Genomic DNA, 19,282 nt, shown 5'->3' with positions numbered 1-19,282 from the left:
CGAGGAGCCCGCAGGAAGTTAGTAATGGGATCCATTTTCATGTAGCGTCGTCTCGCTCATCCATCTAGGAGAACTCACATGGCTGTCCCCAAGCGGAAGATGTCCCGTAGCAACACCCGCCACCGCCGCGCTCAATGGAAGGCCACGACGCCGCAGCTCGTGCCGGTCACCGTGGACGGCGTCCCGTACCTGGTGCCACAGCGGCTGGCCAAGGCGTACGAGCGCGGCCTGCTGCGCCCCGAGGGCTGACCGCGGATGCCGTACGACCCGAGCGACCGACTGCCCGTCACCGTCCTGTCCGGCTTCCTCGGGGCGGGCAAGACGACCCTCCTCAACCACGTTCTCGGCAACCGCGAAGACCTGCGCGTCGCGGTCATCGTCAACGACATGAGCGAGATCAACATCGATGCCGCACTCGTGCGCGGCGGCGAGGCCGCCCTATCGCGGACCGAGGAACGCCTGGTCGAGATGACCAACGGCTGCATCTGCTGCACCCTGCGCGACGACCTGCTGGAAGAGGTCGACCGGCTGGCCCGCGAGGGCCGCTTCGACCACCTCCTCATCGAATCGTCCGGCATCTCCGAGCCGATGCCCGTGGCCGCCACCTTCGCCTTCGCCCGCGACGACGGCGCCACCCTGGGGGACATCGCCCGCCTGGACACCATGGTCACGGTCGTCGACGCCGCGAACTTCCTGCCCGAACTGGCGGGCGGGGACGAGCTCATCGAGCGGGGGCTCGACCAGTACGAGGACGACGAACGCACCGTCAGCGACCTGCTGATGGACCAGATCGAGTTCGCCGACGTCATCGTGCTCAACAAGCTCGACCTCGTCGACGCGGAGTCCGCCGACCGGCTGCGGGCGACGCTCGCCCGCCTCAATCCCGTCGCCCGGATCGTCCCTTCCCTCCACGGGCAGGTGGATGTCCGGGAGGTGCTGGGCACCGGGCTGTTCGACCTGGACCGCGCCCAGCAGGCCCCGGGGTGGGTGCGCGAGCTCAACGGCGACCACGTCCCGGAGACGGAGGAATACGGCATCTCCTCCACCGTCTTCCGCTCTGAACTTCCCTTCCACCCCGGCCGGTTGTGGACCTTCGTGAGCGAACGGCTCGACAGCGGTGCCTTCGGGCAGGTCCTGCGGTCCAAGGGCTTCTTCACCCTGGCCAGCCGCCCCCATGTGACGGGCCTGTGGTCCCAGGCCGGCTCGGTCGCCCGCTTCGAACCGTCCGCCGCACGGGACGGCGAGGCACCGTACGCCCAGGAGCTGGTCTTCATCGGCACGGAGTTGCGCGCCGAGGCCCTGCGGACCGCCTTGTCCGCATGCCTGATGACGGCTGGCGAGACCGTCCCGCCCGGCGACCCCTTCCCCGCCTGGGAGACCTACGGCATCGACGACGCCTGCGAGCACGAACACCCCGAACTCGTCCCGGGGGCCTGAGAACTCCGGGCCGGGCGGCGATTTCAGACGCCCTCGCGCAGGTAGGCGCGATCTGGTGGTGGCATGCCATCTCTGCTCCCTGGTCCCATGTCAGGGTGAGCCGGGCTGTTTCCGGGAGTCGGTGCGGCAGGTCGATGAGGCCGTCGCGTACGGCTTCGGCGCGATGCCCGTCGGGCTGTGGGATCAGGTGGACGTAGCGGCTGGTGCGGTCGCCGAGCGTGGCGTTCACGACGCTCGGCAGCCTCGGGCCGGTGGTCCAGCCCTCGGGGAGGGCCTCGCCCCAGTGGCGGGAGAACCTGCCTCGTCGAGTACCTGGCGGAGCCGGTCAGCGGCAGGCTGGGCGTTCGGACAGTCGGGTCGACCCGCAGTTCCAGCATCACGCGGTGCGGGTGTCGGCCGCGTCGGTCAGCTACAGCAGTCGCCTCCGGGGCGGCAGCCGCAGGCGCCCTCGTCGGCGCTGGCAGGCGCCGCCACGTGGGCGGGGGTGGTACAGCACCCCTTGCCCTGCCAGGCGTCGCGGCCCTCCTTGACCGCGATGGCGGCAATCACCAGGGCGGCAGCCGGATCGGCCCACGACCAGCCCAGGGTGGCGTTGAGGACCAGCCCGATCAGCAGCACCGCGGACAGGTAGGTGCACAGCAGGGTCTGCTTGGAGTCGGCGACGGCCGAGGCCGAGCCCATCTCACGCCCGGCGCGGCGCTGGGCGGCGGACAGGAACGGCATGACCAGCAGGGAGAGAGCGGCCAGTGCGATGCCGGGCATCGAGCTGTCGGCCTGACCGGTGTCGGCGAGCGTCCGGACGGACTCGACGGCGACGTAGATGGCGAGGGCGAAGAAGGAGACGGCGATGATCCGCAGTGTGCGCTGCTCGCGGGCTTCCCGGACGGCGTGGTCGGCCGCGGAGAACTGCCAGGCCACCGCTGCGGCGGAGGAGACCTCGATCACGGAGTCGAGGCCGAAGCCGATCAGCGCGGTGGAGGAGGCAAGGGTTCCCGCCGTGATCGCGACGATCGCCTCCATGACGTTGTAGGTGATCGTCGCAGCGACCAGCAAGCGTATCCGGCGAGCCAGCGTATCCCGGCGCGCCGGGCTGGGGGCGAGGGGTAGCGCGGTCACTCAGCAGCACTCCTTGTCGCCGGCGTCCGGGCAGGTGCGGTCCGCCTCGACCGCGACGACCGCCGTGCGCAGGTCGTCCAGGGCGTGCCCGAGACGCTCGTCGGCGAGCTCGTAGCGGGTACGTCGTCCGTGGGGGACGGTGACCACGAGGCCGCAGTCGCGCAGGCAGGCGAGGTGGTTGGACAGCCGGGTGCGGGAGATGCCCAGCGCGTCGGCGAGGTCGGCGGGGTAGGACGGGGCCTCGCGAAGGGCGAGCAGGATGCGGCAGCGGATCGGATCGGCCAAAGCGCGTCCGAACCGGGCGAGTACTTCTATGTCGGCAGCCAGAGTCAGCACTCCTCAACAGTACAAGGAATCCTGAATTCAGAACACCTTGGATGATGTTCGGATCAGGACCGGCGCATCGACCGGCAGCGCGCGAGTGAGGAAGACCCGCTGCACCTCACCGGCCGACAGGCACCCGCCCTCACGACTACCGAGTCGTAGCCGCGGGGAAGTTGACCGGCACCCCATCGATGTCGGATGCTAAATGAAAATGATTTCCATGACTGTTAAGGCAACCGGTCGGAGGAGTACCGTGCACCACCCCCAGCGCCTCACCGCGGCAGCCGCCCTCGCGGCGGTCGCCGCCACCTCACTCACCGCCTGCGGCACCACCGCCGGCGCCAACAGCGGCGACGCCCAGGGCGGCGGCACGGTCAAGGTCGTGGCCACCACCACCCAAGTCGCCGACTTCGTCCGCAACATCGGCGGAGACCGGGTCACCGTCACCCAGCTGGTCAAGCCCAATGCCTCGCCCCACGAGTACGAGCCGACCCCGGCCGCGCTCCAGGCGATAGGCGAGGCCGCGCTGCTGGTGAAGAACGGCGTGGGCCTGGAGGACGAGTGGCTGCCCAAGACCGCCCAGGCGTCCGGCTTCGACGGCGAGACCGTCGACACCAGCACGGGCATCACCCTGCGCCAGGGCGAGGACCACGAAACCGGCAAGGCCGCCGACGACCCGCACATCTGGCACAACCCGCTCAACGCCAAGATCATGAGCGAGACCATCGAGAAGGCCCTGATCAAGGCCGACCCGCAACACAAGGCGGACTACCAGGACAACTTCACGGCGTACGCGGCCAAACTCGACGCCCTCGACAAGGACATCGCCGAGCAGATCAACTCCCTGCCCGCCGACGACCGCAAGCTCGTCACCAACCACGATGCCTTCGGCTACTACATCGACCGCTACCAGCTGACCTATGTCGGTTCGGTCATCCCCGACTTCAGCGACCAGGCCGAGCTGTCGGGCAACCAGTTGGACAGCCTGGTGAAGAAGATCAAGAAGCAGAAGGTGAAGGCCGTCTTCGGCGAGACCTCGCTGCCTCCCAAGACCGCCCAGGCCATCGCCCGCCAGTCCGGGGTGAAGGTGGTCGCGGGCGACGGCTCGCTGTACGGCGATTCGCTCGGCCCGAAGGGTTCGGCGGGCGACACCTACCTCAAGAGCATGGAGTTCAACACCAAGACGATCGTGGACGCCCTGAAGTGACCGCCACCGCCGTCGTGCCCCAGCCGCGCACCGAGGACGGTCCGCCTCCGGCGATCGTCTTCGACCACGCCACCCTGGCCTACGGCTCCGCGACCGTACTGCACGATGTGCACGGCACGGTGCCCGCGGGGCAGGCCACCGCCCTCGTCGGGCCCAACGGCGCGGGCAAGTCCACCCTCATCAAGGCCGCGCTCGGCCTGGTCACGGTCGCCTCCGGCTCTGTCACCGTGCGCGGGCAGCGCCCGGCCGCCGCCCGATCCCGTACCGCCTATGTCCCCCAGGCAGACGCCCTCGATCCCGAATTCCCCGTCACCGTCGGCCAGGTGGTGCTCATGGGCCGCTACCGGGCGGCGGGCTGGCTGCGCCGCCCCGGGAAACGCGACCGGGCGATCGCCGCCGACGCCCTGGACCTGGTGGGACTCGCCGACCGGGCCCGGGACCGCTTCGGCACCCTCTCCGGCGGCCAGCGCCAGCGCGTCCTGCTGGCCCGCGCCATCGCCCAGCAGGCCGACGTACTCCTCCTCGACGAGCCGTTCAACGGCGTGGACGCGGTCAGCCGCGACGCGCTGCTCGGCGCGCTGCGCGAACTGCTGGCGGGCGGCGCCGCGGTCCTCGTTTCCACCCATGACCTGTCGGTCGCGCACATCCTGTGCCGGCAGGTCTGTCTCCTCAACGGGCGGCAGTACGGGTTCGGTCCGCCGGAGCGGACGCTGACCGCCGACAATCTCCGCTGCTGCTACGGCGCACACGTGCTCGAAGTCGACGGCAGCACGATCGTGGCGGGGATGTGATGGGCTCTCCGCTCACCGACCCCTTCCAGGTGCCGTACATGGCCCGTGCCCTCGTGGAGTTGCTGATCCTGGGCGTACTGGGCGGCGCGGTCGGTGTCTTCGTCCTCGTACGCCGTCTCGCGTACGTGGCCGACGCGCTCACGCACACCGTCTTCCCCGGTGTCGTGGTGGGGTTCGCCGCCGGGGCCGCGGACGGGGTCTTCTGGGGTGCGCTGGTCGCCGGGCTGCTCACCGCCGTCCTGCTGACGCTGCTCACCCGCGCGCCGCGCATCAGCGAGGACTCGGCGCTGACCGTCATCCTCACCGCGTTCTTCGGGCTCGGCGTCGTCCTGGTCTCCCGGCAGCACGACTACCGGCACGACCTCAACGCCTTTCTCTTCGGACAGGTGCTCACCGTCACACGCGCCGACATCGTGCAGAGCGCAGTGCTCGCCGCAGGCTGCCTTGTCGCACTGGCCTTCCTCGGGCGGCACTTCACGCTGCGGGCCTTCGACCCGGACGGCGCCCGCGCCATGGGACACCGGACCTGGCTGCTCGACCTCGCGCTGAACGTCCTGATCGCCTTGGTCGTGGTGGCGGCGGTCCGCGCGGTGGGCACGGTCCTGGTGATCGCGCTGATGATCGTGCCCGCTGCCTTCGGCCGGCTGCTCTCGCACCGCATCCCGGTCATCGCCGCCATCGGCGCCGGCTTCGGTGCGTTGTGCGGTTGGCTCGGACTGGCGGCCAGTTACCAGGCGTCGGTCCTGCACGGCGTACAGCTGGCCGCCGGGCCCGCGGTCGTCCTGCTGATGACGGCCGCGTACACCCTGCTGCTTGCCGCACGGAAGGCGGTACGGGCATGAGCTGGCTCGACTCCTACACCCACCGCGCACTGCTGGAGGCCGCACTCGTCGGCGCCGTGTGCGGCGCGATGGGCGTGCATGTCGTACTGCGCCGCATGGGCTTCTTCACGATGGCCATGACCCACGCCACCTTTCCCGGCGTCGTCCTCGCCGCCGTAGTCGGCATCGACATCTACCTCGGTGGCGCCGCCATGGGCGTGCTGATCTGTCTGTGCGTCCTGGCCGTCTCCCGCCGCCGCGACCAGGGCGCCACCACCGCGACCGGCATCGTGCTGGCCGCCGGCTTCGCCCTCGGCGTCGCCCTGCTGTCCGCCTCCGACGGCTTCAGCCGCGACCTCGAAGCCTTCATGACCGGCTCCATCGTCACCGTCACCGAGCACGACCTCGCCGTGACGGCCGGCGTGGGCGCGCTGGTCCTGCTGGTCCTCGCCGCCCTCCACAAAGAACTCGTCCACGGGGCCTTCGACCCCGAAGGGCAGCGCGCCGCCGGGTACCCCGTGGCCGCCCTCGACCTCCTCCTGCTGGTCCTCATCGAGGCCGTCATCGTCATCACCGCCCCCGCCATCGGAGTCATGCTCGCCATGGCCCTCATCGTCGGCCCCGCCGCCACCGCCCGCCTCTGGACCGACCGCATCGGCATCACCCTGCCGCTGTCCATGGCCATCGGCACCGGCTCCTGCGCCCTCGGCCTCACTCTCTCCACGCACTGGAACCTCGCCCCCGGCGGCACCATCACCCTCGTCGTCGCCGCCGTCTTCCTCGTCTCCCTGGCCCTGTCCCCACACAACGGCCTGCTCCGGCCGCCCCTACGGCGCCGCGCCGCGTCGACTGGCTGAGAACGTCGGCCTCTTCGCACCACCGCCCATGGGTGGTCAAAGGGAGCGCCCCGCAAGTACGTTGACGACAACGAAGACCGTTTCAGATGTGTGGGGAGTTTCGATGTCCGCACAACAGGGCACGGTCGGAGAGGTGTTCAGCGCGGGTGCCGAGGAGTTCCACAGTTGGTCGCCGCTGCTGTGGGACCGTGTCGGGCAGGCCACGGTGGATGTGTCGGCTCCTGCCGTCGGCGAGCGGGCGTTCGACGCCTGCTGCGGGGCCGGAGCGTCGGCGCTCCCCGCGGCCCGCGCGGTCGGCCCTGGCGGACTGGTCGACGCGGTGGAAGTAGGGGGCGCTCGGCGGTTGGGGGCAGGCGTTCAAGGGCGCGGTCGAGACCGAGCGGGAATGGCCGGGGTCGTCGCAGTCGGACCAACTGGCCCGGATCGACACCGCCGACGCGCTCGCCGCCTGGCTGGAGAGCCTCGGGCTGAGCGATCCCCGGGTCGTCCGCCGGGATCTCGCCGTGCCGCTGACCCCCGCAACCGCCTGGGACCTGGCCGTGGGCAGCGGCACCCGCGCCCTGCTGAACGGGCTCGCGCCCGACGCGGTGGAACGCGTCCGCGCCCACTTCACCGCCGCGTTGGAGGCGGACGCGGTGACGGACCTGGACGTACGGATCCTCACCGGGACGGCCGTGACATGACCCGGGGGCCGCATCACACCGCCGCCCTGGAGGCCGCCGAGGGCTTCACGGCCGCGGTCTGCCGGGCCGAGGGCGGCTGCGGCGCGGCGGATGGCAGCGTCCTCAAAGCGCTGCGCGGCGCGACTCGGTAGGCGCCGTGCGGGCTGCTGGTCGCCACCGGCTGCCTGGGCCGGCACCTGCATCGTCCGCACCACGACGGCAACCAGGTGCCGCGCGCGGGCCACCGCGTGGTCGTCCAGCCGTGCGCCCGGGACCGTACGCCGCTCGGACCCGCGCCGGCCTTCGGGCCGCTTCATGGATCCCACGCAGGCCGAAGCCCCTGGCCGTCTGGCTGGCGGAGGGCCTGCACCAAGGCCGCCGCCCTCCGCCTCGCCTGCTGGCCGTACGTCCGTTGCGTGCCTCGGAGTCGTAACGGCAGCGGGCACGCCGTCCCGCCCAAGGGCCGCCTCCACGAACTTCGCCCGGCATGACCCCGCTGAGCCGCCGTCCTCGCAGGCGCCTCCCCGCCACAATCACCACGACGCAGGCTCAGTGGTCGACTCATCCCGTATCCCAGCTGCTCGCGTGGCCCCGAACCGGTCCATGCCCACAGCCAAGCCGTCATGGCGTCCGCGCCCGGTGTGGGGACGACGCCGACGGTCGACCGTGGTCGCCGACCACATCGGACAGCGCTGGGCCGAGCGGCAGCAGGCATTCGCCCATGATGACTGGCACTCCTGGTGGACAGCTGTGGCCCACGAGCCGGAGCTGGCCGACCTCCTCGCCGAGCGCCGCCGCCACAGCCACGGAACGGCACGAATACGGGAACCGGCGCGGGCCTGCCCCTGTCCGCGCACGTACGGCTGCTGCGGCAGGCCGGGTTCACGCATGCCGGTCCGGTCTGGCAGTACGGCAACAGTTACGTCGTGGTGGCCACCCGTTGGGCGAAGCACCGTCCACGGCACTCGCGTCCGGTGAACGCGACGGCCGGCCCCGTGGTGCGGTGGGGCCGACCGTCGGAGTGTCACCGTCCGGCGGGCAGGGGGGCGGCGCCGTCCGGGCGCCGGACAAGCTTCGCCAGGAGCCCGTGCCGGGGTGCCAGGCACCAGGTGAGGGCGAACAGGCTCGTGAGGACCACGACCACGGAGCCGCCCGCGGCGAGGTCGTAGGCGTACGAGACGTACAGGCCTGCGACGCTTCCCGCGCAGCCGATGAGTGAGGCCAGCAGGGTCATCGCCCACAGCCGTTCGGTGAGCATGCGGGCGGTGGCGGCGGGGGTGATGAGCAGGGCGAGGACGAGGATGTTGCCGACCGCTTCCAGGGACATCACGATCGTCGTGGTGACGACGACGTAGAGCGCCAGGTCGAGGCGGAAGACCGGCAGCCCCGCGGCGCGTGCCGTCTCGCGGTCCAGGCTCACGGCGACCAGTTCCTTACCGATCGCCAGGACCACGAGCACGAGTACGGCACCGATGGCGGCCACGGTCCACACGTCCGAGGCGCTGACCGCGAGCACCTGGCCGAACAGGAAGGATGACAGGTCTGTCGTCCAGCTGTCCCTGGTGGAGACCAGGACGATGCCCAGTCCGAAGGCGAAGGCGAAGAAGACGCCGATGACGGTGTCCTCCTTCAGCCGCCGGTTCTGGGAGACGAAGGCGATCAGCACCGCCGTGGTGATGCCGGCCGCGGCGCCGCCGAGGAGGAGGTTGCCCTCGAAGGCGTAGGCGAGCGCGACGCCCGGGAACGCCGAGTGGGCAACCGCGTCGCCGATGAACGCCATGCCGCGCAGCACGACGTACACGCCGACGACGCCACAGACCAGGCCGACGACCGCGGCGACGGCGAAGGCCCTTTGCATGAAGGGCAGTTGCCAGGGATCGGTGAAGAAGGCGATCAGGTCACTCATGACACGGTCACCGTGCCGATCGCACGGTCGAGGCCGAACGCCCGCAGCATCTGGTCGGGGTCGGCCAGGAGTTCGGGGCCGCCCTCGGCGACGACCGTGCGGTTGATCAGCGCCACCCGGTGGCAGGTGCGGGCGGCGGCCGCCAGGTCGTGGGTGGTCATCAGCAGCGCCATACCTTCCGCGGCCAGCCGGCCGAACAGCTCGTTCAACAGCTCCTGCGTGGGTACGTCGACGCCGGTGAACGGCTCGTCGAGGAGCAGGATGCGCGGGCCGGCGGCCAGGGCGCGGGCCACCAGGACCCGCTGCCGCTGGCCGCCGGACAGCTCCCCGATCGGGCGCCGGCGTAGATCGGTGAGTCCGGTCAGCTCCAGCGCCTGCTCCACAGCAGCCCGGTCCGCCGCGCCCGGGCGGCGCAGCCAGCCCATCTGCCGGGTGCGGCCGGTGAGGACCGCACCCGCGATGTCGATGGGGAAGTCCCAGGCGAACTCATGCCGTTGTGGCACGTACCCGATGAGCCGCCCGGCCCGGCGCCCGGTCCGTCCCTCCACGGTCACCGCCCCCGCGGCCAGGGGCACGAGGCCGAGGACGGCGCGCAAAAGGGTGGTCTTCCCGGCGCCGTTCGGGCCGATGAGGCCGACCAGTTCGCCCGCGCCGACGGAGAGATCGGCCTTCTCCAGGGCGGTACGTCCGCCGAGTACGACGGTCGCGCCGGTGACCCGCAGCAGCGGCTCCGCTCTGTCAGCCATGCGCGGTCCTCCTGCGCCGGGCGGCCAGGAAGGCCACAGCGCCCACGGCGGTGAGCGCGGCCGCCGCCGAGCCCAGGAGTACCGCCTGACCTGCGCCCGTGGAGGCCATGGAGCCGTCGCCGGAGCCGCCCGTCGAAGAGCCGTCCGTGGAGCCGGATCCGGAGCCTGACGTTTCCGAAGACCCGGACGTCCCAGAGGACCCGGCTGTTCCGGAAGTGCCCTTGCCGGAGCCGTCGCCCGGCGTCACCGTGCCGGGGTCGGTGTCGCCGACCACGAACGTCACCGTCTCCGTGTCGGAGACCTTCGTGCCGTTGGCCAGCGTGCCGCTCATCTTGAAGGTCAGCCGGTACGTCCCCTGCTTGGTGAACGCCCATCCGCCGTGCGCGTGCGTGCTTGCGGGCACGGCGAAGGAGTCCGGCACCCCGTCCTTGCTGTTGACCAGCACGTTCGCGCCCGACATCGCGTCGTACGTGTAGAGCGCGTAGGCGCCCGGACCCTCGACCGCGGTCAGCGAGAATTCCACGCCCCCCTTGGTCTTCCCCGCCTCGATGTTGTCCGTCGACCAGCCGGGCCACAGCAGCCCCTCCTGCTGCACCTGGTCGAGCAGCCACACCGGGTCGCCGCCCTTTCCGAGGAACGCGAACTCGTCGCCCGCCGGGAGGGTGTTCTTCGCAGCGGGCTTGACGTGCAGGACCACGGAGGAGGGTGCGCGCCAGGTGGTCTTCCCCGAGACCGTGCCGTCCTTGATGTGGATCTGCAGCTTGTCGTCGACGACGCGGGCGGCGAAGTCGACGTGGCCCTCGTCGAGGACCTTCCTTTCGGACACGACGTCGGTGGAGGCCGTGGTGGCGGCCAGGGCGGTGCGCCGCTCGGCCTCGGCCACCTCCGTCACGGCCTTCCCGGCCGCCGTCGGGGTCTGCGCCTTCTCGGCTGTTTCCCCGGTGGGGGGCTCCTCGGCGACCGGCTCCTCGGTTCCCGTGTCCTCCCCGTCCGCCGTCGTGTCCCCGACCACCACCGTGTACACGGTCCCGACGGACAGCTCCCGCCCGTCTGCGGCGGTGGCCTCGGCGGTGAAGATGACTTGGTACGTGCCGTCCTCGCTGAACTCCCAGCGCGTTTCGCCCTCGTGGCCCACCGGCAGCTCGTGTGCGTCGGGCAGGTCGTCCGCGCTGTCGAACAGCAGCGCGTCCTTGGCGCCGCCGCTCCCCTCCTCGTCCTCGGCCGAGTACACCTTGAGGTCACCCGGCCCGTCGAGCCCGGTCAGCGACCACCGCACGGCGTCCCCGGCCACCGCGCCCTCGGATACGCCGGTGGTGTCCCACCCGGGCGCCGAGGCGTGTGCCACGTCGGCGTCGCCGACCTCGATGACATGGGTGCCGTCCGCCGGATCCAGGGTCAGCGCCCCATCCGCGTAGGCGATCCGGCCGAGTCCGGGCCCTGCCGCCCGCGCCGTACCGTCGTCCGCGACGGCGACCCCGCCCCCCGCCAGGGTGGCCGCGAGCACCACCGCCACGGCGACCCGCTGAACTCTCCGCATGCCCCTCATCAGGCCTCCTTCCCCAGGCACTTGGCGAGCTCGGTCGCGTTGTGCCGCATCATCGATACGTAGTCGTGGACCTTGTCGTCGAACGAGTCGCCGTAGATCGTGCAGATCCCGACCCCCTGGTCCTCGGCGACCCGGCGCAGCACGTCGGCGCGCGCCGCGAGGTTCGGCTCCAGAAACACCGACGGGACCTGCTTCTCCCGGATGGTGTCGCCGAGTTCCTCCACCTCGGCCGCGCTCGGCTCCTGATTCGGCACGGGCACGACGAAGCCCGCGACCTCCATGCCGTACGCCTTGGCGAGATACCCGAAGGCGTCGTGTGTGGTGATCAGCTTCCGGTTCTCCTCCGGCACGGTGGCGAGCTTCTTGGCGACCTCCTCGTCGAGGGCGCCGAGCGTCTTCAGGTACGCGGCGGCGTTCTTCTCGTACGTCGCCTTCCCGTCCGGGTCGGCCTTGATCAGCTCGGCCTCGATCCGCCGGACGTACGCCGCCGCGTTGGCGACGTCCGCCCATGCGTGCGGGTCCATGTCGCCGTGCACGTGCTTGCCGATCACGGCCTGCGGCAGCACCCACAGCTCGTCGCCCGCCTCGCCGAGGAAGGAGTACGGCTCCTCCTTCGGTACTGCCTCCTTGGCCCGGTCGGGAACGTTCAGAACCACGTCGTCGGCCGGGAGCCGCGCAGGCTCGCCGCTCTTGTCGTCGTCGGCGCGGACGTACACCTTCCCGGTCTCGGCGTTGAGCGCGACGTCGGCGTGCCCGCCGTCGAGCACTTTCGCCCCCTCGGGCGCCTCGGCGTCGTCGCCGACGGTGAAGGTGAAGGTGCCGCTGCCGATCTCTTCTGTCTTCCCGTCGAGGGTCTCGGCGCTTCCCTCGACGGACAGTCGGTAGGTACCTGGCTCGCTGAACGCCCAATTGACGTGGGTGTGCGCCTCGGGAGGCAGGGTGAAGGAGTCGGCGTCGTCGAGGCCGTCGGCTGAGTCGATGTACACCTTGGGCTTGCCGAGTGTGTCGGTGAGATACACGCGCAGCTCGCCGGGTCCTTCCAGCTTCGTGGCGGTCGTACGGACCTGGGAGCCGTCTCCTTCGACCTTGCCCTCGACGGCCCAGCCGAGCCACAGCACGTTCAGCCCGAGGTCCTCCTCCAGCTTGATGACCGTGCCGCCGTACTGCTCCAGCTTCTCGACGATCTCGATCTTGGGGGCGGGCTTACGGGCGTTGGTGTGGACCATCTTCATGATCCCGGGCTCTTCGAGCAGCAGACCATTACTGAACACGACATCGGCCTTGGCGACCTTGGCCGCGTCACCGGGGCTCGGCTCGTAGGAGTGCGGGTCGCCGTGGTGCGGCACGATCGATGTCACGTCGAGGCGGTCGCCGCCGACCTGCTCGACGAGGTCGGCGATGATCGCGGTGGTCGTCGACACGGTCAACTCCGCGTCGGATGACCCGGTTTGCAGCCCACTGCACCCGGAGAGCAAGGCACTGGCCGCGACGAGCGCGACGGCGGTGGTGGTGCGTCTGGGGTGGCCCCACATGGGGCTCCTCCTTGTCTTCAACACGACGATGCCGCGTACGACGGACCGGGTCGCTGCCAGGCGCCGGTCCGTCGTACGCGGAGCCTTCACTGAGCGGTACGGCGACTTCGCACGAAGAACACCGCTCCGCCGCCCACGAGCAGGGCGACCACGGCAACGCCCGCGATCACCGCGACCTGCGCACCGGTGGAGGCGAGCCCGCCGGCCGTCGAGGTGCCGCTGCCACCGCTGCCGCCGGTCGACGAGGTTCCGCCGGATCCGGAGGAGGCAGTGCCCGGGTCGGTTGCCGGGGCCGAGGCGCTCGCCGAGCCGGACGCGGACACCGAGGGGGTCACGGTAGGCGTCTGCGAGGCCGACTCCGACGGGGTGGCCGTCGGCGTCGCCGTCGGCTCGTCCCCCTCACCCGGCGTCACGGTCGACGGGTCCGTGTCGTCCCCGACCACCCAGGCGATGGTCTCCGTGTCGCTGACCTTCGTGCCGTCGGCGAGAGTCGCGCTGACCGTGAAGGTGGTGCGGTAGACGCCCTCGGCGCTGAAGACCCAGTCGAAGTGACTGTGCGTGCCCCCACCGAGGGTATGGGTGTCTGGCAGACCGTCACCGCTGTTGAGCGAGACGACCGGGACGCCCATCGCGTCGTTGTAGAACATCGCGAAGTTGCCGGGGCCCTGCACGGAGTCCAGCCGGAAGGAGACACGGCCGTCGAGGTCGGCCTTGGCGTACTCCGTGGTGTTCCAGCCCGGCCACACGATGCCGGCGTTCTGCTGCAGCGGCAGCCACCACACCGCGTCGCCCGGGGTGCCGAGGAATTCGTACCCCTCCGGGATCTTCCGTTTGGCGGCGGGCCGTACGTGCATGACGATCTCGCCCGGCTCGTACCACTCGTGGTTGAGCTCGGTGCCCTCCTTGAGCTGGAACTCCAGGTCGCCGTCTGTCGGACGGGCCGCCAGGTCGACGTGGCCCTCGGCGATGACGTGCGCCGCCGGGACGGTGGGCGACGGGCTTGCGGTCGCCGAGCCGGTAGGCGCATCCGTCGGGGAAGCCGTCGGAGTGGAGCCGTCACCGGGCAGGACGCCGGCCGGGTCGACGTCGTCGCCGACGACCACGGCCAGCGTCTCGGTGTCCGATGAGCCGCCGCTCGTCACGGTGAAGGTGAGCCGGTAGACGCCCTCCGCGGTGAACTGCCAGATGGGCAGCAGCCGTTCCTCGTCGCCGGACAGGGTGAAGGTGCGCTGGACGGACTCCGCGCTGCCGAGATAGGCGGTCGCCGGACCGTTCACGCTGTCGGTCTCGCGGGTGTATGCGGCCATGCCGAAGATGTCGGGTCCGTCGTACCCGGACAGGGAGACCTCGATGTCCCCGCCCGCCTCGGAGCCGTTCCAGCCCGGTTCGGGCGCGAAGATGTTCTCCGCCTCCCAGCCGTTGAGCTGCCAGGAGTCCATGTTCGTCGTGCCGAGTGCCGTGGCCACCGGATCCGGGGTGTACTGCAGGGAGGACGCCGGGGCGTGCAGCACGACCTGGGACGGCTCGCGCACGACCGTCGTGTCGCCAGTGCGGTCGTCGATCTGCAACTCCAGCTTTCCGTCGGCCAGTCGGGGCGTGAAATCGAGCTCGCCCTCGTCCAGGACGACGGCACCGCCGGCGGCGCGGGCGTCCCCGCTGCCGCCGGCGACGAGCCCTGCCGCGCCCACGAGCACCGCGGTCGCCGCGGCCAGGGCCGCGGCGGTGAAGGCGCGTCCGCCGCGCGTCAGGGCCCGCATCACGAAACGACGACCGTGTAGACCGCGGTGTCCGACTGGGTGACGCCGCTGACTGTGCCCTGGACCCGGAAGGTCAGCTGGTAGGTGCCGGCCTCCTCGAAGGCCCAGTTGGCGTGGTTGTGCGTGCCGACGGCGAAGGTTCTGGACTTGAAGCTGGTCGTGCTGGTGTCACTGTCGAACCAGCGGCTGCCGCTGCCCGCGTAGATGCTGAAGTCCTCGGTGGCGGCACCGTTACGGGTCGCGCTGAGCAGCCGGTAGGTGACGTTGTTGTTGGCGAAGACCCCCGTGGTGAGGTGCTCTGTGGAGATGCCCGGGAAGAGCACCCCGGCCGCGTCGGCCTCGGCCTCGGTGTCGGGCAGCAGCCAGACCTGGCTGCCGGTGCCGAGGAAGCCGTAGCCCGGGTTGGCCACCTTCGCGGCCGCGGGCACCGACAGCGTCACGTCGGCCGGGTCGTACTCGGTGTCGGTCTCCTCGTCATGGACGTGCAGGCTCAGGGCGGAACCGTCCCAGTCGGCGTCGAGCACGTCGACGTGGCCGCTGGACAGCGTGGTGGCGGCGAGCGCCGGCGTGGCCGCGAGGCCGCCGAGCGCGACTGCCGCGGCGAGGGAACCGGAGACGGTCAGAGCGCGGGCAAGAGTACGCAAGGTGATCTCCCTAGGTACGAAGGTGTAGGTCTCGGTCTCGGAACGCTGCGTGGGGTTGTGCCCCGCCGGGGCCGGCGCGCCGGCGGCGACACCGGCGACGGTCAACAGGCGGTTGCGGATACGCAAAGGAGACCCCCCTCTACGTCATGTCCATGCCCCCCGGCACGAATAAGACGATAATCATTTTCAAAAGAGGAGGCAATGGGATTGCTGTGACTCGTGGGTGACTCTGTCGTCTCGGCCCGGCGCGCTACGACTGGTGCGCGACATCCCCTGTGGGGCGAGAATGGATTTACCGCGCCAAAGTCGGATGAATCCGCTCCGCGGAAGGAGGCCACGATGCATCCCGCCGCTTTCGCGGGTGCGGTCATGGGCCGCATCACGCACTACGCCCTGTCCGGAACCGCCGGAGCACTGGTTCTACGGGGAGCCGCCAAGGCCGCACCCAAGGCGAAACCCGTGGCCCGCCGACTTCTGGTCAACGGCATCGCCGGCGGCATCACGACGGGGCGCCGGCTCGGGGAAGCCGCCGAGGAGGCCCGGCTGAAGGCAGGCGACCTCATGGCGGAGGCCCGGGAGCAGCTGGGTGAAGAGGCGCCGCCGCCCTCGGCGGTCGGTGTCGAGGGACAGGCCCACGACCACGAGCACTGAGAGGCGGTCGCCATGTCCGGCACGTCCGCATCCGGCGACGTCCCGGCGCCCGGTTCCGGCTCCGCCGCCGTTCCCGCTCCCGCTCCCGACCCGGTATCCCCCGCACCCGGCTCCCGCTCCGGGGTGGAGGTGCGATCCGCCGCCGCAGGCCGCGTACGGCTGATGGTGCCCTGGTTGCGGGCGCGGCCCGGCTGCGCCGGGATCGTCGATGAGCGGTTCCTGGAGATGCCGGGGTTCAGGGCGCTGCGTATCTTCCCGCGTACCGGCACCGTGATCGTCTGGATGCAGCCCGACCTGGTCGACGTGGACCGGCTGGTCGCCGCCCTCGCCGAGGCTCCGCCGCCGGAGGTCCCCGCCAGGGCCAGCCGGTCAGTGCCCGACTCCTCCACCGGCGAGGTCGCGCGGCTGGTGATCGGCGGTGCGGTGCTCGCCCTGGTGGGACTGCGGCGACTGCTCGGCCGGCCCCCTTGGGCCCCGGCGGGCTCAACCAGCTTGCTCGGCGCGGTAACCGTCTTCACCGGACTGCCGTTCTTCCGCGGCGCCGCACGCACCCTCGGCGGCCGACGCCACGCGGGCACCGATCTGCTGGTGACGACGGCGACCGTGATCTCGCTCGTGCTTCGCGAGAACGTGGTCGCGCTGATGGTGCTGTGGCTGCTCAACATCGGTGAATTCCTGCAGGCCATCACCCTGCGGCGGACCCGGCGCGCGATCGAGGAGCTGCTCTCCATCGGCGAGGAGCGGGTCTGGCTGGTCCGCGACGGCGTGGAGGTGGAGGTCGACCTCGCGGAGGTCAGGGCCGGGGACCTGGTCGCGGTATACGAACACCACCGCATCCCCGTCGACGGCACCGCCGAGTCCGGCGAGGCACTGGTCGACCAGGCGGCCATCACCGGCGAGGCGCTCCCGGTGTACGTGCAACCCGGCAGCGAGGTGTACGCGGGCACCCTCGTCTCCACCGGCTCCCTGACCGTACGGGCCACCTCGGTCGGGCAGGACACGGTCGTCGGGCGGATCATCACCCGGGTCGAGGAGGCGCAGGCCGACCGGGCCCCGATCCAGACCGTCGCCGCCGCCTTCACCCGCCGCTTCGTACCCGTCTCCTTCACCCTCGCGGGGATCACGTACGTGCTGACCCGGGACGCCCGGCGGGCGATGACGATGCTGTTGATCGCCTGCCCGTGCGCCGCGGGCCTGGCAACCCCGACCGCGATCAGCGCGGCCATCGGCAACGGTGCCCGCAGGGGCACCCTCATCAAGGGTGGCACCCACCTGGAAGGGATCGGCCGCGTCACCGCCGTGGTCTTCGACAAGACCGGCACCCTCACGCTCGGCCGCCCCCTGGTGACCAGCGTGGTCACGCTCGACGAGGCGGTCACCGCCGACGAGGTGCTGAGCCTGGCGGCCTCCGGCGAGTTGCACGCCCGGCACCCGCTCGCCGAAGCCATCGTCCGGCGCACCGAGGAACAGCACCTGCACATCCCGATCCACCAAGCCTGCGAGGTCGTCCTCGGCATGGGCGTACGCGCCGAACTCGACGGCAGCCGCCTGCTGGTGGGCAGCCCCGCCCTGCTGCGCCGCCACGGCCTGGAACTGTCCGAGGTCGCCCAGGACTGGACGAGCCGACTGCGCGCCGCCGGCGAGACCGTCATCTGCCTCGCCCACGACGACAAGCTGATCGGCATGCTCGGCCTGTCCGACGCCGTACGCGGTGGAGCCGACACCGTCGTCCGCCAGTTGACGGACCTCGGGGTGACCCGCATCGTGCTGCTGACCGGCGACGCACCCGAGACCGCCCAGGCCGTGGCCGACACCCTCGGCATCACCGAGGTCCACGCCCACGCACTGCCCGAGGCCAAACTCCAGCTGATCCGCGACCTCCAGGCAGAAGGCCACAGCGTGGCGATGGTCGGCGACGGCACCAACGACGCACCTGCGTTGGCCCTCGCGGACGTCGGCATCGTCATGGGCGCCCACTCCTCCCACGTCGCCCTGGAGACCGCCGACATCGCCCTGGCCGGAAACGACCTGCGCCAAGTCGCAGCCGTCGTCGAACTCAGCCGGCACACCCTGCGCGTCGTACGGCAGAACTACACACTCTCCATCGGCGTGAACCTCGCCGGCCTCATCGCAGGCGCCGGCGGCTCCATCAACCCCGTCCTGGCCGCCCTGCTCCACAACACCAGCAGCATCGCCGTGGTCGCCAACTCCGCCCGACTCGTGGGCCACACCCCGCACCTGCCGAGCGACACCGCCGCACGACTGCGCGCCGCACCACTGGAGGAGCGGCGCGTGCACTGATCCCCCCACGCCGCCGGCCCGGCGATCCCCGACACACAGGACGAACTGCACGCGCTCCGGCACCTGCTCCCCCGCACCGGACCCCTCTGTGCCGCCGACCGTGCCGGACCCCTCTGTGCCGCCGACCGTGCGGCCGGCGCCTCCACCCACCTTGTCTCGCACACCCCACCTCGGTCTCGCACACCCACACACACATGAGCTATCGTTCATGTGGCTATGGATTTCATTTTCATTTAGCCTTGCACGTGACGTTCCAGCGAGCGCTGAAGGGGTGATCTGTCGTGGGTGGCCGGACGACCCGGCAGCGGAAGTCGGTCCTGAGTGCGCTCGCGGGCTGCCAGGACTTCGTGTCCGCCCAGGAGTTGCACGCCCTGCTGGTCGCCGACGCCCAATCGATCGGCCTGACCACCGTCTACCGCGCACTGCGTGACCTGGAGGCGGAGGGCGGTGTGGACGTCGTACGCGACGAGGCGGGCGGACGGCTCTACCGTCGGCGGCCCGCCGACGGCCACCGCCACTACCTGATCTGCCGCGCCTGCGGCAGCAGCCGGCCGGTTGACTCCGAGGTCGTCGAGCAGTGGGCCGACCGGATCGCCGCCGACACCGGGTTCGCCGCCGTGGAGCACACCGTCGAACTCACCGGCCTGTGCACCGACTGCCACACCACCGAAGACCGAGAGGGAGTGCCGCCGTGCCGTTGGGAGCCCGAACACCAGGACAGCCCGGGCCGAGCCCGCAGCTGCGCGAGCTGAAGCAGACCGTGCGCACCCTGCTCTGTCTCGACGACGACACCGCCGTCATGGTCCGGCAACTCGCCTGCACCGAGCCCGGCTGCCCACCGGTGGAGACCATCGTCGCCGTCCTGCCTATGGACGGCGCGGCCCGCCGCTGGACCCTGCACCAGCCCGCCGACCGGATCACCGAGGACGACCTGCGGCACGCCCTGCTCGCCCCCGACCAGGCCAACCATCAGGACCACTAGGA

20 protein-coding genes are annotated in these 19,282 nt (G+C 71.0%); 12 read left to right on the top strand and 8 right to left on the bottom strand.

The annotated features are described in order from the left end of the window. The first annotated feature begins 78 nt into the window (after positions 1–78). Entirely contained in the window at positions 79–249 is a 171-nt protein-coding gene (gene rpmF, locus H1D24_RS17910; RefSeq protein ID WP_181658604.1) for a 50S ribosomal protein L32, read from the top strand. 6 nt (positions 250–255) lie between these two features. Beyond that, positions 256–1,437 (top strand): GTP-binding protein, encoded by a 1,182-nt coding sequence (locus tag H1D24_RS17905; protein WP_181658603.1) that lies wholly within the window; start codon positions 256–258, stop codon positions 1,435–1,437. Positions 1,438–1,842: 405 nt separating this feature from the next. Here the strand turns inward: H1D24_RS17905 and H1D24_RS17900 are convergent, their stop codons facing one another. Both H1D24_RS17900 and H1D24_RS17895 read right to left on the bottom strand, forming a co-directional pair. Continuing rightward, a complete protein-coding gene (locus H1D24_RS17900) occupies positions 1,843–2,553 on the bottom strand; it encodes a cation efflux transmembrane domain-containing protein (protein WP_181658602.1) in 711 nt (236 codons plus the stop codon). Beyond that, positions 2,554–2,889: an ArsR/SmtB family transcription factor gene (locus tag H1D24_RS17895; RefSeq protein WP_181658601.1), complete on the bottom strand. Its 336-nt coding sequence runs from the start codon at positions 2,887–2,889 to the stop codon at positions 2,554–2,556. It abuts the gene before it with no gap. Between the two features lie 241 nt (positions 2,890–3,130). On the opposite strand from H1D24_RS17895, the gene H1D24_RS17890 reads away from it, so the two are divergent. The 6 genes from H1D24_RS17890 (at position 3,131) to H1D24_RS42450 (ending at position 7,367) form a co-directional block, all read left to right on the top strand. Next, positions 3,131–4,084 (top strand): metal ABC transporter substrate-binding protein, encoded by a 954-nt coding sequence (locus tag H1D24_RS17890; protein ID WP_309484361.1) that lies wholly within the window; start codon positions 3,131–3,133, stop codon positions 4,082–4,084. Further along, the gene (locus H1D24_RS17885; protein ID WP_181658599.1) at positions 4,081–4,875 is read left to right on the top strand and encodes a metal ABC transporter ATP-binding protein; all 795 of its coding nucleotides are present in this window, start codon (positions 4,081–4,083) and stop codon (positions 4,873–4,875) included. Before H1D24_RS17890 ends, H1D24_RS17885 begins: the two co-directional genes overlap by 4 nt. Beyond that, the gene (locus H1D24_RS17880) at positions 4,875–5,717 is read left to right on the top strand and encodes a metal ABC transporter permease (protein WP_181658598.1); all 843 of its coding nucleotides are present in this window, start codon (positions 4,875–4,877) and stop codon (positions 5,715–5,717) included. Before H1D24_RS17885 ends, H1D24_RS17880 begins: the two co-directional genes overlap by 1 nt. Next, positions 5,714–6,553, top strand: coding sequence for a metal ABC transporter permease (locus tag H1D24_RS17875; RefSeq protein WP_181658597.1), 840 nt, complete (start codon positions 5,714–5,716; stop codon positions 6,551–6,553). The genes H1D24_RS17880 and H1D24_RS17875 overlap by 4 nt, the downstream gene beginning before the upstream one ends. A gap of 503 nt (positions 6,554–7,056) precedes the next feature. Continuing rightward, a complete protein-coding gene (locus tag H1D24_RS42455) occupies positions 7,057–7,236 on the top strand; it encodes a hypothetical protein (RefSeq protein WP_258564144.1) in 180 nt (59 codons plus the stop codon). Beyond that, a complete protein-coding gene (locus tag H1D24_RS42450; protein ID WP_258564143.1) occupies positions 7,233–7,367 on the top strand; it encodes a hypothetical protein in 135 nt (44 codons plus the stop codon). The genes H1D24_RS42455 and H1D24_RS42450 overlap by 4 nt, the downstream gene beginning before the upstream one ends. 872 nt (positions 7,368–8,239) lie before the next feature. Here H1D24_RS42450 and H1D24_RS17865 read toward each other — a convergent pair. From H1D24_RS17865 to H1D24_RS17840, 6 genes are all read right to left on the bottom strand, one after another. Continuing rightward, positions 8,240–9,121 (bottom strand): anchored repeat-type ABC transporter permease subunit, encoded by an 882-nt coding sequence (locus H1D24_RS17865; protein ID WP_181658596.1) that lies wholly within the window; start codon positions 9,119–9,121, stop codon positions 8,240–8,242. Beyond that, on the bottom strand, positions 9,118–9,867 hold the full coding sequence (locus tag H1D24_RS17860; protein WP_181658595.1) for an anchored repeat-type ABC transporter ATP-binding subunit: 750 nt from the start codon (positions 9,865–9,867) through the stop codon (positions 9,118–9,120). Before H1D24_RS17860 ends, H1D24_RS17865 begins: the two co-directional genes overlap by 4 nt. Continuing rightward, positions 9,860–11,404, bottom strand: a complete 1,545-nt coding sequence (locus H1D24_RS17855) for a TIGR03773 family transporter-associated surface protein (protein ID WP_181658594.1) — start codon at positions 11,402–11,404, stop codon at positions 9,860–9,862. Before H1D24_RS17855 ends, H1D24_RS17860 begins: the two co-directional genes overlap by 8 nt. Before the next feature lie 8 nt (positions 11,405–11,412). Then, a complete protein-coding gene (locus H1D24_RS17850) occupies positions 11,413–12,945 on the bottom strand; it encodes an anchored repeat ABC transporter, substrate-binding protein (RefSeq protein ID WP_181658593.1) in 1,533 nt (510 codons plus the stop codon). 86 nt (positions 12,946–13,031) lie between these two features. Beyond that, positions 13,032–14,702: a choice-of-anchor M domain-containing protein gene (locus tag H1D24_RS17845; RefSeq protein WP_181658592.1), complete on the bottom strand. Its 1,671-nt coding sequence runs from the start codon at positions 14,700–14,702 to the stop codon at positions 13,032–13,034. Next, positions 14,702–15,472, bottom strand: a complete 771-nt coding sequence (locus H1D24_RS17840; RefSeq protein ID WP_181658591.1) for a choice-of-anchor M domain-containing protein — start codon at positions 15,470–15,472, stop codon at positions 14,702–14,704. The genes H1D24_RS17845 and H1D24_RS17840 overlap by 1 nt, the downstream gene beginning before the upstream one ends. 213 nt (positions 15,473–15,685) lie before the next feature. Between H1D24_RS17840 and H1D24_RS17835 the strand changes: the two genes are divergently transcribed. The 4 genes from H1D24_RS17835 (at position 15,686) to H1D24_RS17820 (ending at position 19,280) form a co-directional block, all read left to right on the top strand. After that, positions 15,686–15,997, top strand: coding sequence for a DUF1490 family protein (locus H1D24_RS17835; protein ID WP_181658590.1), 312 nt, complete (start codon positions 15,686–15,688; stop codon positions 15,995–15,997). A 12-nt stretch (positions 15,998–16,009) separates the two neighbouring features. Next, entirely contained in the window at positions 16,010–18,298 is a 2,289-nt protein-coding gene (locus tag H1D24_RS17830; protein WP_181658589.1) for a heavy metal translocating P-type ATPase, read from the top strand. A 281-nt stretch (positions 18,299–18,579) separates the two neighbouring features. Next, positions 18,580–19,050 carry a Fur family transcriptional regulator gene (locus H1D24_RS17825; RefSeq protein WP_181658588.1) on the top strand — a complete coding sequence of 157 codons (471 nt, stop codon included), beginning with the start codon at positions 18,580–18,582 and terminating at the stop codon, positions 19,048–19,050. Positions 19,051–19,058: 8 nt separating this feature from the next. Next, complete coding sequence (locus tag H1D24_RS17820; protein ID WP_309484360.1) at positions 19,059–19,280, top strand: hypothetical protein; 222 nt, start codon at positions 19,059–19,061, stop codon at positions 19,278–19,280. The last annotated feature ends 2 nt before the right edge of the window (positions 19,281–19,282 follow it).

This window comes from Streptomyces himalayensis subsp. himalayensis (assembly GCF_013778455.1).
GTDB lineage: Bacteria > Actinomycetota > Actinomycetes > Streptomycetales > Streptomycetaceae > Streptomyces > Streptomyces himalayensis.
The sequence above is the reverse complement of the archived record's forward strand: the minus strand, read 5'-3'. Positions and strand labels throughout refer to the sequence as shown.

Coding starts and splice junctions, on each gene's coding strand:
- H1D24_RS17850 (WP_181658593.1), bottom strand. CDS start 12,945: ATGTGGGGCCACCCCAGACGCACCACCACCGCCGTCGCGCTCGTCGCG.
- H1D24_RS17830 (WP_181658589.1), top strand. CDS start 16,010: ATGTCCGGCACGTCCGCATCCGGCGACGTCCCGGCGCCCGGTTCCGGC.
- H1D24_RS17860 (WP_181658595.1), bottom strand. CDS start 9,867: ATGGCTGACAGAGCGGAGCCGCTGCTGCGGGTCACCGGCGCGACCGTC.
- H1D24_RS17835 (WP_181658590.1), top strand. CDS start 15,686: ATGCATCCCGCCGCTTTCGCGGGTGCGGTCATGGGCCGCATCACGCAC.
- H1D24_RS17880 (WP_181658598.1), top strand. CDS start 4,875: ATGGGCTCTCCGCTCACCGACCCCTTCCAGGTGCCGTACATGGCCCGT.
- rpmF (WP_181658604.1), top strand. CDS start 79: ATGGCTGTCCCCAAGCGGAAGATGTCCCGTAGCAACACCCGCCACCGC.
- H1D24_RS17855 (WP_181658594.1), bottom strand. CDS start 11,404: ATGCGGAGAGTTCAGCGGGTCGCCGTGGCGGTGGTGCTCGCGGCCACC.
- H1D24_RS17905 (WP_181658603.1), top strand. CDS start 256: ATGCCGTACGACCCGAGCGACCGACTGCCCGTCACCGTCCTGTCCGGC.
- H1D24_RS17865 (WP_181658596.1), bottom strand. CDS start 9,121: ATGAGTGACCTGATCGCCTTCTTCACCGATCCCTGGCAACTGCCCTTC.
- H1D24_RS17875 (WP_181658597.1), top strand. CDS start 5,714: ATGAGCTGGCTCGACTCCTACACCCACCGCGCACTGCTGGAGGCCGCA.
- H1D24_RS17845 (WP_181658592.1), bottom strand. CDS start 14,702: ATGCGGGCCCTGACGCGCGGCGGACGCGCCTTCACCGCCGCGGCCCTG.
- H1D24_RS42450 (WP_258564143.1), top strand. CDS start 7,233: ATGACCCGGGGGCCGCATCACACCGCCGCCCTGGAGGCCGCCGAGGGC.